The organism is Streptosporangium becharense (assembly GCF_014204985.1).
GTDB classification, from domain to species: Bacteria; Actinomycetota; Actinomycetes; order Streptosporangiales; family Streptosporangiaceae; genus Streptosporangium; species Streptosporangium becharense.
Map to the genome: position 1 here is coordinate 4,421,434 of NZ_JACHMP010000001.1, position 15,790 is coordinate 4,437,223.

Here is a 15,790-nt window from a genome sequence, read left to right on the forward strand (position 1 = left end):
GTCCCCGCCGGTGTCCCGGTGCGGGTCCGTCATCGGGCCCACGTCCAGGCGTAGGCGGGGTCCTCCACCGACAGCCCGGCGGGGCCGAGGTCGAGCGGGCGGAAGGTGTCGACCATGACCGCCAGCTCGCTCGTCCGCGTGTGCCCCTGCCGGACCGCGTCCAGGACGGCCTCCACCGCACCCGGCTGGGGGCCGTGGGTGAACCCGGCGGGGTGCAGCGAGATCGAGCCGACGTCGATGCCCGAACCCCGCCGCGCGGTGTAGTCGCCGCCCGCGTAGAACATCAGCTCGTCGGAGTCGACGTTGTGGTGGTTGTACGGGATCGGCACGGCCTCCGGATGGAAGTCGAGCGGCCGGGGACAGAAGGAGCAGATGACGAAGTTCGGGCCCTCGAAGGTCTGGTGGACCGGCGGCGGGGCGTGGATGCCCTTCACGATCGGCTCGAAGTCGTTGATGTTGAACGCGTACGGGTACAGGCAGCCGTCCCAGCCGACCACGTCGAAGGGGTGGTTGCGGTAGACCAGCCGGGTCAGCCCGCCGCGGGTGCGGACCAGTACCGGGACCTCCTCGCCCTCGACGAGCAGCGGCTCCTGCGGGGTGCGCAGGTCCCGCTCGCAGTAAGGCGCGTGCTCCAGGAACTGGCCGTACTTCGACAGGTAGCGCTTGGGCGGCCGGATGTGACCGGCCGCCTCGATGACGAAGGCGGTGACGCGCTCCAGCGGCACCCACCGGTGGATGGTCCCGGTGGGGACCACGACGTAGTCACCCGCCCCGGCTTCGATCACTCCGTACGTCGACTCGAACCGGACCCGGCCGGTGGCGATGTAGACGCACTCGTCGCCCATGGAGTTGCGGTACAGCCCGCTTGGCGCGTCGGTCGCGGCGTACGACATGCGGACGTCGCCGTTGCCCGCGAGCAACCCTCGGCCGGTGACCAGGTCACCGCCGTCGGGCAGGTCCTGGGTGCGCAGGTGGCGGGGGGAGAGCGGCAGGTTGGGGACCAGCCGCCCGGCCTCGGTGGGCTCGACGGCCTCGGCCTTGATGATCGCGGTGGGAAGGTGATGGTGGTAGAGCAGCGACGAGTCGCTGGAGAAACCCTCCTCGCCCATCAGCTCTTCGGCGTACAGGCCGCCGTCGGGCCGCCGGAACTGCACGTGCCGCTTGCGCGGGATCTCACCTACGACGCGGTAGTACGGCATCCGCCCTCCCAGTGTGTCCGATTATCGGACGAGGATGTCCTTTATACGTACAACCTTCCGTCATGAGAACAGGGGATGTCAAACATCTCGCGGGGTGCCGGCCGCCGGTATGCGGCGTCTGGGTGAGGCGGGCTACCCGGTGGTCTTCGACGACGACTTCCCGGGCATGCGCCGTTTCCACAGCGAGGATCCGCACGGCAACCGCCTGGAGTTCCTCGAACCGATTCCCTGACGGGTGCAGGGTCCGCCGGTATGGGACCGTGCCGTCGTCACGGGGCGAGCCCGTCGAAGGCGACCCGGAGGTGACGGGGGCCGCGCAGCACCGGGTTGCGCCGGTACGGGGGCGGGTCCGTGACCAGGCGGGGGCCGGTGAGCCGGCGGGCGATGCCGGCCAGCGCGAGCTGCGCCTCCAGCCGGGCCAGCGGGGCTCCGAAACAGTAGTGGACGCCGCTGCCGAAACCGAGGTGCCGGTTGTCCCGGCGGTCGGGGTCGAACCGGTCGGGGTCGGTGAAACGACGGGGGTCACGGTTGCCGGACGCCAGCATGAGCCAGACGGGTGCCCCCTTGGGGATCGTGGTCCCGGCGACGTCGAGGTCGGCGAGCGCGGTGCGTTGCGGCAGCAGTTGCACTGGCGGCTCGAAGCGCAGCAGTTCCTCCACGAGCGGGATGGCCAGGCGGGGGTCGTCGCGGAGCCTCCTGAGCGTGCCGGGGTTGCGCAGCAGGGTGAGCGTCCCGTTGGCGATGAGGTTGACCGTGGTCTCGTGTCCGGCGATGAGCAGCAGGACGGCGGTGACGACCAGATCCACCGGTGACAGCCGCCCCTCGGGCCCGCGGTCGGTGACCAGCGCGGAGAGCACGTCGTCACCGGGTGTGCGGCGGTGCTCCTCGATCAGTTCGGCGAGGTACATGCCCAGCTCCCTGCGCGCCTGCTGGGCACCGCGCCGCCGCTCGGCGGGGCCATCGGAGGCGGCGGGGCCGTCGACGGTGACGGGACCACGGGAGGTGGCGGGGCCATCGGAGGTGGCGGGACCGGCCGGACGGCCGGAATCCTCGGAGGTGCCCGGCCCTCCCGAGGGGTCGAGGCCGGAGACGATCGCCTCGGACCAGGCGTGGAAGCGGGGTTCGTCCTGGTGCGGCACGCCGAGGAGCTTGCAGATCACCATCACCGGGAAGGGGTAGGCGAGGTCCTCGACGATGTCGACCTCGTCGCGGCCCTCGAAGCCGTCGATCAGGCCGGCGACCATCCGGGAGAGTTCTCCGCGCATGTCGTGCACCCGCCGCGGGCAGACCGGCGGCCCGAACGCCCGGGTCGTCAACCGGCGCAGCCGGTCGTGCTCGGGTGGGTCGAGCCGCAGGAAGCTGACCGGCAGGTTCGGGTCCTCCTCCTCGTCGGCGGTGAGCGGCCCACCCGCCCCCGGGGTGCGGTTGCGCGTGTCGGAGCTGAGTCGCGGGTCGTGGAGCAGGCCGAGGATCTCCCAGTAGGTGCTGACCACGTAGACGCCGTCCTGCCGTGACACCGGGGTCTCACGCAGCGCGGCGTAGAGGGGATAGGGATCGGGGCGGTTGGCGTGGTCGAGGATCTGCTGGAGCAGCGTGCCCGAAGTCATCGGATACCTCCGCGTGAGGACCCCGGGTTCCGGGCCCGGGAGGGCGGTGTCGTCGAACGTGGCCGGTCAGGGCGGCGGGGCCGCCGTCAGGCGCGGGCGGGGGTGAACGTGATCCGCTGTTCGCTGGGCGAGTAGCCGCTCAGGGTGACCGTGGGACCGTGGCTGGGCAGCGCGGGGTCCGGGAAGTCGGCCGGGACCGTCCGAAGCCCTCCGGGCCGGCGGTCGACGGTGGGGAAGTCCGGCGGGAAGGGCGCCGCCGACTCGATGAGCCGCTGGTAGAAGTCGAGCCACCTGGCCTGGTCGAAGGCGACCGCGGCGATGACGCGTCCCTGGCATCCGTAGGCCGCGACGAAGCGGCGCTCGGTGAGCGACCCCTGGGTGACGGCCAGTTCGGTGCCCATGGTCGGGACGCCGACCGACTTGATGTTGACGCCGAACTGGGCGGACCAGAAGGTCGGCACCCACAGATGCGGGCGGCGGTCGGGTCCGGCGCTGGTCATGTTGTGCGCCGCGACCTCGGCCTGGGCCACCGCGTTGCCCCAGTGCTCCAGAGAGAGGAACTGGTAGCCGAAGAGCGGGTGCGGGGAGCGGGCGACGTCACCGGCGACGAAGATGTCGTCGGTGACGATGCCGTGGATGTCGAAGGCCCGGCACCCGGCGTCGCAGGCGATCCCCCGGGGACCCGCCGCGAGGCCGGAGCCGGCGAGCCACTCGGTGTTGCGCAGCGCGCCGAGTGCGATCACGGCCACGTCCACGTCCAGCGCGGTGCCGTCGGACAGATGGGCACGGCGCAGGCGTCCCGCCGCGTCACCCCCCAGCGCGGTCACCGTGATGCAGCAGCGCAGGTCGACGCCGTGCCGGCGGTGCAGTTCCGCCGCCACCTCGCCGACGACGCCGCCGAGTGCCCCCACCAGCGGGGCCGGGCCGCGTTCGGCGACCGTGACCTCCAACCCGCGTTCGCGGCAGGCCGACGCCACCTCGGATCCGGTGAACCCGGCTCCGACGACGAGCACCCGGCGGGGGCCGGCGTCCAGCCGCCGGGCGAGACGGGCGGCATCGTCGACGGTCCGCAGGACGAAGACCCCGTCCAGCCCAGCCTCTTCCTCCCTGATCCACGGCCGGGCCCGGGTGCCGGTCGCGATCAGCAGGCGGTCGAACCCGACCTCCTCGCCGTCGGCCAGGCGCACCCGCTTACCGGCCAGATCCAGGCCGGTGGCGGCGACGCCGAGTCGCCAGTGGGCGTCGAGCGCGCGACGCCGGGGCAGGGCGGTGCCGTCCGCGGGCACCCGGCCGAGCAGGACCTGCTTCGACAGCGGTGGCCGGTCGTAGGGCTCGTACGGCTCGTCGCCGATCACGGTCAGCGAGCCCGCGAAGCCCCGCTCGCGCAGTGTCTCGGCCGCCCGCAACCCTGCCAGGGACGCGCCGACGACGACGGCGCGGCCGTGGCGCCGGAACTCCGCCGAGGATCCGTCAACCGCCACGCGGGCCCGCCTTCTCCGGGATCCGCTCGTCGAGCCGGTCGAGGAGGATGGCCTGGACCGGGCAGGCCGCCGCGGCCCGCATGACGGGCTCGTGTTGCTCCTGGCCCACCTGCGAGGCGTACAGCAGGGCTTCCTCTTCGTGCATGGTGAACACGTCCGGTGCCAGGTACGCGCACTGGGCGTAGCCCTGGCACCGGTTGAGATCGACGATGAGCCTCATGGACCCCGTCCCTTCCGCGGGTCAGGTCGCCGCGTGCTGCCAGCGTAAGACGCCGAACAGGGGGAAACTCATCGTCGATACTATTTCTTGCCGTTTTAATTCTTTACTGCCGAGTTGGAAATGAATTGCCGTCAAACGGTTTCCGGTCCGAGAGGGATGTGGTGCAGGCGCTTCACTGCTTTACCGAAACAATCCCTGGAAAACGTCGGCCGACAATTGGCGGGGCGGTGCGGCGAGTGGGAAGCCGCCGAGGGCTCCCGCATGCGGTGCTCCGCAGTCGCCCCCGGCTCGTTCCCGGGTCTCGGGTCGCCCCCGGCTCGTTCCGGCCGCTTCCGGCCCGTTCCCGGTCACTTCCGGCTCGCCGGGCCGGATCCGCATGTCAGGGCTTGCGGCCGACGGCGCAGAACTCGTCCACCTCACGGCTGTTGCCGATCTGCGAGGCGTCCGGACGCCAGAGCGGGCACGAGACCACGCCAGGTTCCACCAGCTCCAGGCCCTCGAAGTAACTTGCGATCTGCTCGGGGTGGCGGAGAGTGTACGAGACCGAACCGGCCTGGTTCCAGATGGCGATCGCCTTCTCGAACGCCTCGGCGCGAATGACGTTGGTGCCGTCGGCGACCGCCAGGTAGCTGCCGGAGGGCAGCGCCGCCAGCAGCCTGCGCACGATCGACCGCCCCTCCTCGATGTCGGCGATGTGACCCAGGATGTTCATCAGCATGAGCCCGACCGGCCGGTCGAAGTCCAACGTGCCCCGGGCGGCCTCGATGATCTTCTCGGGGTCGCGCAGGTCGGAGTCGATGTACTCGGTGGCGCCTTCGGCGGTGCCGGTCAGCAGGGCTCGGGCGTGCGCCAGCACCATGGGGTCGTTGTCGACGTAGACGATGCGGGCGTCCGGGGCGACGCGCTGCGCGACCTGGTGGGTGTTGTCGACGGTGGGCAGGCCGGTGCCGATGTCGAGGAACTGGCGGATGCCCGCCTCGCCGGCCATGTAGCGGACGGCGCGGGAGAGGAACGCGCGGGAGGAACGCGCGACGTCGACGATGTCGGGGAAGATCTCGCGGAACTGGTCACCGACCGTACGGTCCACGGCGTAGTTGTCCTTGCCGCCCAGCCAGTAGTTCCAGATCCGGGCCGAGTGCGCCACGCTGCTGTCGAGTGCGGTCGGCTGCCGGCCGGAGGCGTGTGGGGTGGTCTCGTCGGGCACGGGGTGCTCTTTCTCTGGCGCCGGAAGCGTGAAGATCTTTGTGATGCCATCTTGCCGGGTTCCCCCGAGCTTTCGGGCATCTTTCACCACTATTTCGGGTTTTTTCCACCCAAGAGGAATGGTTTGGGGGGAACCGGTGGCTCAGGCGAGGAGTCGAGGGCTGGGGGCGGGGAACCGATGGCTCAGGCTGGGGAGTCGAGGGCTGGGGGCGGAGGGCTGTTGGTTCAGGTCAGGGAGCCGGCCAGCTCCGCCGCGGCGTCCGCGACCCGAGGCCCGACGGTGCCGGGGTCCAGCTGGCCGAAGGCGACCACGCCCACTGATGCCTCCAGCCACGGCAGGCCCGGCACCGGCGCCGCGACGCCCCGGGCACCCTCCTGAAGCTGGCCCTCGCTGACCAGGTAACCGGTGCGGCCCTCTCGGAGGGCGAGGATGGCCAGCCCCGCCGCCCCCCTGGTCAACGGATGCCGGGACCCTTCGCGGTAGGCGACGTGCATGTTCGTCCACGACGGCTCGACCACCGCCACCGCCAGGCCGTCGTCGCCCTCGGCCACGGTGAGATGCGCCGTCGCCCCCACCTCCTCGGCGAGCCTGCGCAGGGTGGGCAGCGCACCCGCGCGGAGCAGCGGCTGCACCGCACGGGCCAGCACGAGGACACCGAAGCCCAGGTGGACCCGGCCGTCGCCGTCGCGGCGGACGAACCCCTCGCTCTGCAACGTGTTGAGCAGCCGGTAGACCGCCGGACGACTCAGCCCCAGCTCCGCTGCCAGCTCGGTGGGGGTACGGCCCCGATGGCCTTCTGTGAGCAGGCGCAACAGCCGCAGGCCGCGCTCCAGGGTCTGCGAGGACTCGGCCGCCATCAGGACGCCCGCGAGGATGGCACCATTCCCCGATTATCGCCGGTGCCCCGCCACCGGACGCGACCCGGTGAACCAGGGCGACGAGAGCGGGCGACGAGACGGGGCAGTGCGACGGGGCGACGAGAACGGGCGACGAGACAGGGCAGTGCGACAGGGCACCCGTCACGGGCCTGGGACGAGGCGCGACACGCTTTGAGATGCGGTGAAGCCGGTGACGTCATGGCCTTTTCGAGATGCGCCAGATGCCGCGGGAGGTGAATGGAACATCTCGGGAAGTTGATGATTCCCTGACAAGGACTGTCGAGGTGCCACTGATCTGGGTAAAGTGCGGTTAGATCATTTTCAAACGGTTGTACCGGGGAGTTCAGGACATGCGATCGACTCTGCGCCGGGTTCTCGCCGTCGGTGCCGCGCTCGCGCTCATCGGCGTCGCGACGCCCGGAGCCGCGTACTCGCAGGCCGACCCCGAAAGCTGCAACGAGCTCCTGGGGCCCGACACCCCGGCCTACGTCGTGTGCCACTGGCTGGCCAAGCCGGATGAGGCGCTCGGTGTCGCCCTCTTCTGGGGCGCCGACGACGGGGCCAACCTCAAGGGTGCCGGCCCGGTTGACGGCAAGTTCATCGACTGTTCGGCCGCGGGAGCCTCCTGCCCGAAACCCGAGGACAGCGTCGAGGGCGACGAGAACTCCCCGCTGCCCGAAGGCGCCGGTGACGACGGAGCGCCTCAGTGCGAGGCGGGCCAGCAGTGCTCGGTGGACGGGCACGACGCGGGCGGCAGCAGCGAAAGAGTCGCCGAGAACAGCTCCGGTCTCCCTCCCGCCACCACCCCCACCCCCACGCAGGACGCCGCCGCGGCGGCGGCAGCCCAGACCCCCGCGGGCCAGGCGATCACCGCGGCGAAGGCCGCCCAGTTCCGGATCTGGATCGACACCGAGCTGGCCGACGACTGGAAGGCGGGCCCCGAGGCGTTCGCCGCCGCCGTCAAGCGCATCGGTGCCCTGGCCTCGCGTCCCGAGGTGGCGGGCATCCGGTTCACCTCCCAGCTGGGTTACAACAAGACGTTCGCCACGAACGACGAGATCAAGGCGTTCGTCGCCGCCGCCTCCGACGCGCTCCGTCAGGCCGCCCCCGGCAAGCGCCTCGGCGTCCACACGGTCGTGCCCGAGCTGGCCTGCGGCGCGGACGACGCCTGCAAGGCCGAGATGCGTAAGCGCCATCCGCTTCTCAACCCCGAGCAGGTCGAGTCCCCGCTGATCGCGGGCCGCGTCGACCAGCTCTCCCTGGACACCGGCCTGCTGTACGGCGGCTACGACACCTGGAAGATCAACGCCGAGCAGGCCCACCGCAACCAGTGGATTCAGGTGCGTGCCCGGTCGTGGGACGTCCTGACCCAGGTGGCCGCCGAGGAGACCGGCCTCGTCGGGCAGGTCTCCGCCGACCAGGTCGCGATTCGCCTCTCGGTGCCCGTCAAGGACGGAGCCGCTCAGCAGGTGAACGTCTGGACCCGGGTCCAGGGCACCCAGGGTGCGGTGAACCGGTTGACCGCGTGGGACGAGGTGAAGAAGCTGAACCCGATCCAGCGTCGCCTGGCCGCCGTCTACGACCCGGCCAGCCCCGAGGCGGACCTGGCCACCGACCTCAAGAAGCTCTCCGAGGCGTTCGGGCAGATCTACCTCACCGTCACCTGACCGGATCTCCTGCTCTTCCCGGGCCCCGCGCGTGGTGCGGGACCCGGCACGGCGTGCGGCCCGACGTCGTCCCCATGCTCGCGGGCCCCGCACGTACGGGACCAGGGCGGCTCCCGGGTCGCCGCGCTCCGGTCCGCCGAGGCGGACGGCGCGGGATCTCCGGACGTCACAGGGGCTCCCGGCCGGTGAGGCGTTCCATCACGGTGAGGTCGATCTCCATGGTGCCGGTCTCCGCGGGCAGGCCCAGCGTCCGGGCCGCGTTCGGGTGCAGCTCGCCCGCGTGGCCCAGCACGGTCTCCCCGATGAGGAGTTCGACACAGCGTCCCGGCAGCCACGGGACGTACTCGGCGGGGCGTGCGGTCAGGTGGGCCCCCATGACGTGCGCGGCCGTACGGGCGGCGTCGGCCGCGTCCGCCCACGCCGACTCCCCGGTCAGGACGACGGCGAGGTGGTGCGGCTGAGCCGGGAGAGCCGCCTCCAGCGCGTCGAGCTGGTCGTCGGTGGGGCGCCGCCCGGCGGGCGGTGACGGCGGCGCCCCGGCTCCCGGCAGGGGGAGGAAGACCGTCCCCTGCTCGAAAAGGGCCGGGTCGCGGCTGCCACGCCGGAGGTTGAGCGCCAGAGCGGACAGCAACGCGGGCAGCAACGTGGTGCGCAACGCCGGCTGACGCGGGTCGAGCGGGTTGACGAGCCGCAACGCGGTGCGGCGCGGGTCTCCGGGGGGCAGCCCGAGGGCGTCCCACGCGGCGTCGCCGACGAAGGGGGGCCCCGGCGTCTCGACGTACCCGGCCTCGGCCAGCGCGTGCCCGACCCGCGTCCGCAGGCTCCGCGGCCGGTCGGCTTCGGGAAAGGTGCGCGGCCCCGGGATCGTCTCCGCCTCGGGCACCGCCCGCGCGTTCGGCACCGCCTGCCGCAACAGGGCACTCACGTCGTCGCGGCCGCCCACGGCGGTGACGGCGGCACGGGCGGGCGACCGGACGGAGCGGGGCGGGAACTCGTCCAGCGCGAGGGCGAAGCGGATGTCGCCGCCGACGACGTCGCGCATGTCCTTCAGGCCGTGCCGGAGCATCAGAGTGCGTTCGACGCCCATGCCGAAGGTGAACGCGCCATAGCGGTGCGGATCGATGCCGCAGGCGGCCAGCACCTGGGGATGGACCATGCCGCAACCGCCCCATCCGATCCATCCTCCGCCGCCGCAGGTGCCGCACGGGGTGACCGGGGCACCCCCGGGTGCGCCTTCCGTGGGGTTTGCGGGCAGGCTCCCCGGTATGCCTTTCCGGCGGCTTCCCGGTGCGCTTTCCCTGGGGTTTGCGGGCAGGGTTCCCCGTGCGTCATCCGGCGTGCCGTTCCCGGTCGCGTCTCCCGCGGTGCGGCCGGAAACGCCGCAGACCACGCAGGCGACGTCAACCCCGGCCGACGGGTCGGTGCGGGCGGACCGGTGCGGGCGGAGCCTGGTCGGCGTACCCTCGCCGAACACGGCGGCGGCGAAGAGGTCGAGGGTTCTCGTCAGGTCGGCCATGGTGAGACCCTCGTCCACGGCGAGCCCCCCGACCTGGTTGAACACCGGGCTGTGGGTGGCGTCGGCCGGGCCGGGGCGGAAGACACGGCCGGTGCAGACCACGCGGAGCGGAGGAGCCCCGCCGAGCATCGCCCTGACCTGCGCCGGTGCGGTGCACGCACGCAGCACCAGCCCCGACCGCCGGCCGGGGGCGGCGGGGTCCGCGACGTGGAAGGTGCGGTCGGGCGCCCGGGCGGCGTGACGCTCGTCCATGTTGAGGGCGTCGAAGCTGAACCACTCGGTTTCGACCTCGGGCCCCGCTACGGCGCGGTAGCCCAGGCCGGCGAGGACATCGGTGATCACCTCTGTCATGACGGTCACCGGGTGCCGGGCGCCCCGGGAGCCGCGTGGCCGTTCTCCGGCGTGGCCCATGGAGGTCCCCCTCATGGTCACGACCACCCGAGGGGACGGGGCGTGACGCGCTCGCGGACCGGATCCGGCCGACCGGGCGCCCGCCGGCGGGTTTCCGCCGGTCGTGGGAGCGTCGGCCGGGCCGGGCCGGTGACGTCTGTTTCGACGGTGCCTGTCTTGACGGTGCCTGTCTTGACGGTGCCTGTTTCGACGGTGCCTGTCTTGACACTGCCTGTCTTGACGGAGGCGACGGCGCGCGGGCCGTCGTGTACGACGGTCGTCACGGAGGATGCCCCGGTCGTCTCAGCACTCATGCTGTCTCTCCCCGTGTGCGTTCTTGCAGGTTGTCGGGGCCGTCGCCCAGCATCCCCTCCCATGAAGGCACCCCGGGAGGGGACACGGGCACGGAGATTGAGGCGACGTCGTGTGCCGGGCCACGGGGCATCCTTCACCTTCCGGAGCGAACGGCCCGAAGAAAACGGCCGGTAAACGGCCGGGGAAGACCGTTCCCGGCCGATGAGGTGCCCCGGTGCAGGTGCGTCCGGGCGCCGTGGGGATGACTTTCCGGTCGGGGGAAGCACGGTTCCCCGGGAAGTGGGGAAGCACGGTTCCCCGGGAAAGGGCGAGCCCGGTCTCTGGAGACGCCGGCCCTTGGAGACGCCGGCCTCTGGAGACGCCGGCCCTTGGAGAACCTGGCCCTTGAGGGGACCGGTCCTTGGGAAGGAACCGGCTTCGCTAGCCGATGTCGGCGGCGTCGAGCAGATGCTGTGCGGGGATGTCGGTTCTGTCGCTGGCGTAGTAATCCCTGATGGCGTTCACCCACGCGTCCGTGGTGATCCTCCCGGCGCCGGTGGGGTCGAGCGCGTCGAAGGCGGCGTCGACACCGTCGGCCTCGAACCCGGCGGCCCTCATGCAGGAGACGAAGTCGGACCGCTCGATGAATCCGTCGTCGTCGACGTCGGCCAGGTCGGCGAGGGACTCGGCGTACTCGCGGATGACGCCCTCGTAGTGGTCGGGGCCGCTGACGCGGGCGAGATACTCCTCCAGGCTGATCCGCCGGTCGCCGTCGGCGTCGAACTCACCGACGAGGCCCTGCCAGTAACGCCGGTGCCCCTCGACGACCGCCAGCGCCTTCTCCGAGTCGGGGGGCTCGGCCACCGCCCGCACCATCCGGTGAGCCAGCCGCTCGAAGTCGTCGGCCTCCAGGTAGCCGTTGGAGTTCTCGTCGAGCATGGCGAACCGGAGCCTGACCCGCTCCAGAGCTTCGGGGTTCATGCCTCACCTCGACCTTTCACTACGGTGGGAATGCGAATGGCTACTGTAAGTTATTGGCCGGTCAAGTGTGAGTCAACACCCCGCCGGGGTGGGTGTGGGAGGCCGTCCGGTGGGCGGCCGGAGGCCCTGTCCGGCTCGTCCGGATCGTCGGCGGGGGGCGGTCGGTGTCAGCAGGTGGTGCCGGTGGTCTCGGTGCAGCTCACCGCGTTGCCGCCGCTCGCCAGCTGGAGCAGGGCGTAGAGCGTCTCGCGCTGGTCGTCGTCGAGGGCACCGAGCACCTCGTCCTCCACTGCCGTGAGGGCGAGCTCGGCCTGCGCGAGCCGGTCGGCGCCGGCGTCGGTGAGCTCGACGACGTGTCGGCGGCGATCCTCCGGTGAGCGCCGCCGCTCGATCAGCCGCTCGGCTTCAAGTTCGTTGAGCAGTCCGACGATGTTCGTCCCGTCCATGGTCAGTGTGGTGGCGAGCGCCTGCTGGGTGCAGCCGCCGTGATCCCGCAGCACCGTGAGGGTGACGAGGTGGCGTGGCCGCAGGCCCAGTGGTGCCAGCACCGACTCGGCGCGCAGGCGCATGCGGCGCGCGAGGTGGTCGAGCAGCGCACCCGAGCGGTGCGCCGGTCGGTCGGCGACGGGCGGAGTGGCCATGTCCGCAGTCTACCGAGTTGATACATCTATCGATGTGGTGCTAATTATTTGTGCTACACAAACGATATGGGGAGAGCTAACGACATGGCCCATCTGCTGCACATCGATTCGAGCATTCAGGGCGACCGCTCCATCAGCCGCAGGCTCACCGCCCGCGCCGCAGCCGCCTGGCGTGCCGCGCACCCCGGCGGCACCGTCACCTACCGCGACCTGGGCGGCGATCCCCTGCCGCACCTCGACCACCTCGGCGTCCTGGCGCGGGGTGTGCCGCCCCAGCGGCACACCCCCGCCCAGGCCGCGTCGTGGGCGCTGACCGAACAGGTGGTCGACGAGGTCAAGCGGGCCGACACGATCCTGCTGGGCTTCCCGCTCTACAACTTCGGCGCGCCCAGCAGTGTCAAGTCCTGGGTCGACCACCTCATCGCGCCCGGCCTCTCGTACGACCCCGGAACGCGGGAAGGCTTCCTCGGCGGTCGTGAGTTCGTCGTGCTCGCCAGCCGGGGCGGCGGCTACGGCGCGGGCACGCCCAGGGAGGGGTGGGATCACGCCGGACCGTGGCTTCCGCACGGTCTGGCGATGACGGGTCTGAAGCCGCGCTTCATCACGGCCGATCTGACACTCGCCGAGGTGGAACCGGCGATGTCCGCGCTGATCCCGCTGGCCGCCGAGAGTCTCGCGGCGGCGGAACGCGAGATCGACGGCCTCTGGTCCCCGGCGTCCGTACCCGCCTAGCGACCCGCCGCGCGGCCCCGGCCGACCGCGGTCCCTTCCACCGGAGCGCGCCTCATGGTCTTCGTCGGCCGCCGGTCGGGACGATCGGGAACACTCGTCCCCTCCCCGGCCGCGACGCGTGAGGCGCCCGGCGGGAGGACTCGTGCGGGGTCCCGTTCCGGGAACGTCTGTGCGGGGTCCCGTTCCGGGACGGGAGGGTCTGTGGAGGGTCCCGTTCCGGGAACGCCGGAGCTTCCGCACCGGCGTTCCCGGAGCCGGTCACCCGATGGTCCGCCCGCGGGCGAGGTAACCGGCGAACTCCTCCTGGGAGATGAGACCGTCGCCGTCCCGGTCGATGCTCGCGACGGCCGCCGCGGCCGCCTCGGGGCTGAGCGGCTGGCCGAGGACCTCCATGAGCCGGCTGAGCTCGACGACCGAGATCAGGCCGTCGCCGTCGACATCAACGATTCTGAACGTCGTCGCGTAGTCGTCCGTCACGATTGCATCCGCCTTCTGACAGCAGGGGAATCAGACACCGAGCACATTAGCGGGGCCCGGTGCGCGATCCCACGGGGGCCCGGAGTTCCTCCGTCCGGACAGCGGCTCACCGGACAGCGGCTCAGACGACGGCGCCCGATCCTTCGCGGACCCGCACCGGACGCTTCCCCTTGGGCTGCGGCGGCGGCGCGGAGTTCCGCTTCTCGAACACGATCGCCAGCGGGCCGGCGACCAGGGCCGACGAGAGCGTACCCACGATGACGCCGATCAGCAGCGCCACCGCGAAGTCGGTCAGCGAGTCGCCGCCGAGCACCGCCAGCGCGGCCAGGATGAACAGCGCTCCCAGGCCGGTGTTCACCGTGCGGGGCACGGTCTGCAGGATCGCGGTGTTGACGACCTCGGCGAACGACGCCGTGCGCTGGGCTCCCCACAGTTCGCGGACCCGGTCGAAGACCACGACCTTGTCGTTGACGGAGTAACCGATCACGGTGAGCATCGCCGCCAGGAACACCCCGTCCACCGGCTTGCCGAACCACGCGAACGCGCCGACCACGATCGCCGCGTCGACGGCCAGGGCCAGCACGGCCGCCATGCCGAACGTCCAGCGGAACCGGAGGGCGAGGTAGGCGAGCTGGGCGGCGAGCGCGACACCCAGCGCGATCAGCGCGTTGCGGCGCAGCTCGTCCCCGAGGCTCGGCCCGATCAGCTCGTCGCGCTCCTTGGTGACCTGACCGCCCCGGCTCTCCAGCGCCGTCTCGATCCGGAGCACCTCAGCCGGGCTGATCTGACCGGTACGTATGGAGATGTCCTGCCCTGACGACTGCACCACGGCGTTCGGGAACCCGGCCCGGCCGACCAGGTCGCGGGCGGCGTCCGCGGTCATCGGGGTGGTCGTGGAGTACTCCACCAGTCTGCCCCCGGTGAACTCCACCCCGAAGTTGATGCCGCGCACCAGTATCCCGCCCACGGACACGGCGACCAGCAGGCAGGCGACCACGAGATAGAGCCCGCGGTGCCGCATCAGGTCGGGCCCGTGGGCGTTGAGCCACGCCCTGACACGCCCGATGCCGGACAGGCCGGTCACCGAGGGGCGGGACGCCACGGCCCGGCGGCCCACCGCCCACTGGGCCAGCACCCGGGTGATGACCATCGCGGTGATCAGCGAGGCGAGCACGCCGATGGTCAGGGTGACGCCGAAACCGCGTACCGGCCCCGAGGCCAGGAAGAACAGCAGCCCGGCGGCGAGCAGCGTGGTGATGTTGGAGTCGGCCACCGCGCTCCACGCGTTGCGGAAGCCCTTCTCCAGCGAGCTCCGCAGGTTCGGCTCCGCCGCGTACTCCTCACGTGCCCGCTCGAAGACCAGCACGTTGGCGTCGACCGCCATGCCGATCGCCAGGACGAAGCCCGCCAGGCCCGGCAGGGTGAGCGTCGCACCGAGCCCCACCAGCGCCGCGTAGGAGATGAGCGCGTAGCAGGCCAGGGCGACGGCGGCGACGAAGCCCACCAGCCGGTAGGCCACGATGATGAACAGCGCGGTGAGCACGATGCCGATGACCGCGGCCTTCGCACTGGCCTCGATCGCGGCGGCGCCGAGCGTCGGGCCGACGGTCCGCTGCTCGACGATCTCGACGGGAACCGGCAGCGAACCGCCCTTGATCAGCAGCGCCAGGTCCCGGGCCTCCTCCGCGGTGAAGGTGCCGGTGATCTGGGTGGAGTTGCCGGGCAGGCCCACCTGGCAGACCACGTCCACGTTCACCTGGGGTGAGACGATGACCTCCTGGTCGAGGAGGATCGCGACCCGCCGCCTGGGGTCGCCCGGCTGGTTGCAGGCGGCCTCACCGGTCAGTTTCGTCCAGGCCTCGCTGCCCTGGGAGCGGAAGTCGACGGTGACGAACCAGCCGCTGCCCTGCTGGGTGTCGATGCCGGGGTCGGCGTCGCTGACCGCGTCGCCGGTCAGCGCGGCCGGTCCCACCTGCAATGGGGCGCCGTCCTCGTCCTTGACGATCCGCTCGCCCTCAGCGGGCTTCGCCCCCGGCTGGGGGATGCCGATGACGGGGTGGAAGGTGAGCTGCGCGGTCTTGCCGATGACCTCGGCGGCCTTGGTCGGGTCCTGCACACCGGGCAGTTCCACGATGATGCGCCGCTCGCCGGAGCGGGCCAGCGGTGCGTCCGCCACCCCCAGGCCGTCGGCCCGGCGGCGGAGCACCTCCAGGGCACGGTCGGTGGCCGCGGCGTCGGCCTTGACGGTCGGGGAGTCCTTGGTCTCCAGGACGAGCTGGGTGCCGCCGCGCAGGTCGAGACCGAGGCGCGGCGACATTGTCAGGGCGATGAACAGTGAGGTGGCGATGACGGCCAGCGCCGCCAGCGCGCGTACCACCGGGGCACGCGACATGGAAGCCTCCACAGGCTTGGAAGATCAGATACGGAAAAAGGGGGCGTGCGCTCCGGGACGGTGTGTCCCCGAGCGCGACGGATACGGAATCCGGGTACGGCGAAGCACCCC

At 71.6% G+C, this 15,790-nt stretch carries 14 protein-coding genes; 3 read left to right on the forward strand and 11 right to left on the reverse strand.

Features of this window, described 5'->3' with window-relative positions:
- Positions 1–29: 29 nt before the first annotated feature.
- A complete protein-coding gene (locus tag F4562_RS19580; protein WP_184547238.1) occupies positions 30–1,199 on the reverse strand; it encodes a homogentisate 1,2-dioxygenase in 1,170 nt (389 codons plus the stop codon).
- A gap of 109 nt (positions 1,200–1,308) precedes the next feature.
- On the opposite strand from F4562_RS19580, the gene F4562_RS35895 reads away from it, so the two are divergent.
- Positions 1,309–1,431 carry a hypothetical protein gene (locus F4562_RS35895; protein ID WP_260316336.1) on the forward strand — a complete coding sequence of 41 codons (123 nt, stop codon included), beginning with the start codon at positions 1,309–1,311 and terminating at the stop codon, positions 1,429–1,431.
- A 37-nt stretch (positions 1,432–1,468) separates the two neighbouring features.
- Here F4562_RS35895 and F4562_RS19590 read toward each other — a convergent pair whose 3' ends face one another.
- From F4562_RS19590 to F4562_RS19610, 5 genes are all read right to left on the reverse strand, one after another.
- Positions 1,469–2,806 carry a cytochrome P450 gene (locus F4562_RS19590; RefSeq protein ID WP_184547236.1) on the reverse strand — a complete coding sequence of 446 codons (1,338 nt, stop codon included), beginning with the start codon at positions 2,804–2,806 and terminating at the stop codon, positions 1,469–1,471.
- Between the two features lie 86 nt (positions 2,807–2,892).
- Positions 2,893–4,287 (reverse strand): NAD(P)/FAD-dependent oxidoreductase, encoded by a 1,395-nt coding sequence (locus F4562_RS36400; RefSeq protein ID WP_184547235.1) that lies wholly within the window; start codon positions 4,285–4,287, stop codon positions 2,893–2,895.
- Positions 4,277–4,507: a ferredoxin gene (locus F4562_RS19600; protein WP_184547231.1), complete on the reverse strand. Its 231-nt coding sequence runs from the start codon at positions 4,505–4,507 to the stop codon at positions 4,277–4,279. Before F4562_RS19600 ends, F4562_RS36400 begins: the two co-directional genes overlap by 11 nt.
- A gap of 379 nt (positions 4,508–4,886) precedes the next feature.
- Positions 4,887–5,711 (reverse strand): SAM-dependent methyltransferase, encoded by an 825-nt coding sequence (locus F4562_RS19605; protein ID WP_184547230.1) that lies wholly within the window; start codon positions 5,709–5,711, stop codon positions 4,887–4,889.
- 224 nt (positions 5,712–5,935) lie between these two features.
- Positions 5,936–6,568, reverse strand: coding sequence for an IclR family transcriptional regulator (locus F4562_RS19610; RefSeq protein ID WP_184547229.1), 633 nt, complete (start codon positions 6,566–6,568; stop codon positions 5,936–5,938).
- Between the two features lie 371 nt (positions 6,569–6,939).
- Between F4562_RS19610 and F4562_RS19615 the strand changes: the two genes are divergently transcribed.
- Positions 6,940–8,256, forward strand: a complete 1,317-nt coding sequence (locus F4562_RS19615; RefSeq protein ID WP_184547228.1) for a hypothetical protein — start codon at positions 6,940–6,942, stop codon at positions 8,254–8,256.
- A 166-nt stretch (positions 8,257–8,422) separates the two neighbouring features.
- Here the strand turns inward: F4562_RS19615 and F4562_RS19620 are convergent, their stop codons facing one another.
- From F4562_RS19620 to F4562_RS19630, 3 genes are all read right to left on the reverse strand, one after another.
- A complete protein-coding gene (locus tag F4562_RS19620) occupies positions 8,423–10,198 on the reverse strand; it encodes a tRNA ligase subunit PheS family protein (RefSeq protein ID WP_312872145.1) in 1,776 nt (591 codons plus the stop codon).
- 699 nt (positions 10,199–10,897) lie between these two features.
- Entirely contained in the window at positions 10,898–11,437 is a 540-nt protein-coding gene (locus F4562_RS19625) for an EF-hand domain-containing protein (protein ID WP_184547225.1), read from the reverse strand.
- A 167-nt stretch (positions 11,438–11,604) separates the two neighbouring features.
- On the reverse strand, positions 11,605–12,078 hold the full coding sequence (locus F4562_RS19630; protein WP_184547224.1) for a MarR family winged helix-turn-helix transcriptional regulator: 474 nt from the start codon (positions 12,076–12,078) through the stop codon (positions 11,605–11,607).
- Positions 12,079–12,162: 84 nt separating this feature from the next.
- Between F4562_RS19630 and F4562_RS19635 the strand changes: the two genes are divergently transcribed.
- Positions 12,163–12,810 carry an FMN-dependent NADH-azoreductase gene (locus F4562_RS19635; protein ID WP_184547223.1) on the forward strand — a complete coding sequence of 216 codons (648 nt, stop codon included), beginning with the start codon at positions 12,163–12,165 and terminating at the stop codon, positions 12,808–12,810.
- A 258-nt stretch (positions 12,811–13,068) separates the two neighbouring features.
- On the opposite strand, the gene F4562_RS19640 is transcribed toward F4562_RS19635, so the two are convergent.
- Entirely contained in the window at positions 13,069–13,287 is a 219-nt protein-coding gene (locus F4562_RS19640; RefSeq protein ID WP_311734257.1) for an EF-hand domain-containing protein, read from the reverse strand.
- Positions 13,288–13,408: 121 nt separating this feature from the next.
- Positions 13,409–15,679 carry a protein translocase subunit SecD gene (gene secD / locus F4562_RS19645; RefSeq protein WP_184547221.1) on the reverse strand — a complete coding sequence of 757 codons (2,271 nt, stop codon included), beginning with the start codon at positions 15,677–15,679 and terminating at the stop codon, positions 13,409–13,411.
- Positions 15,680–15,790 lie beyond the last annotated feature (111 nt).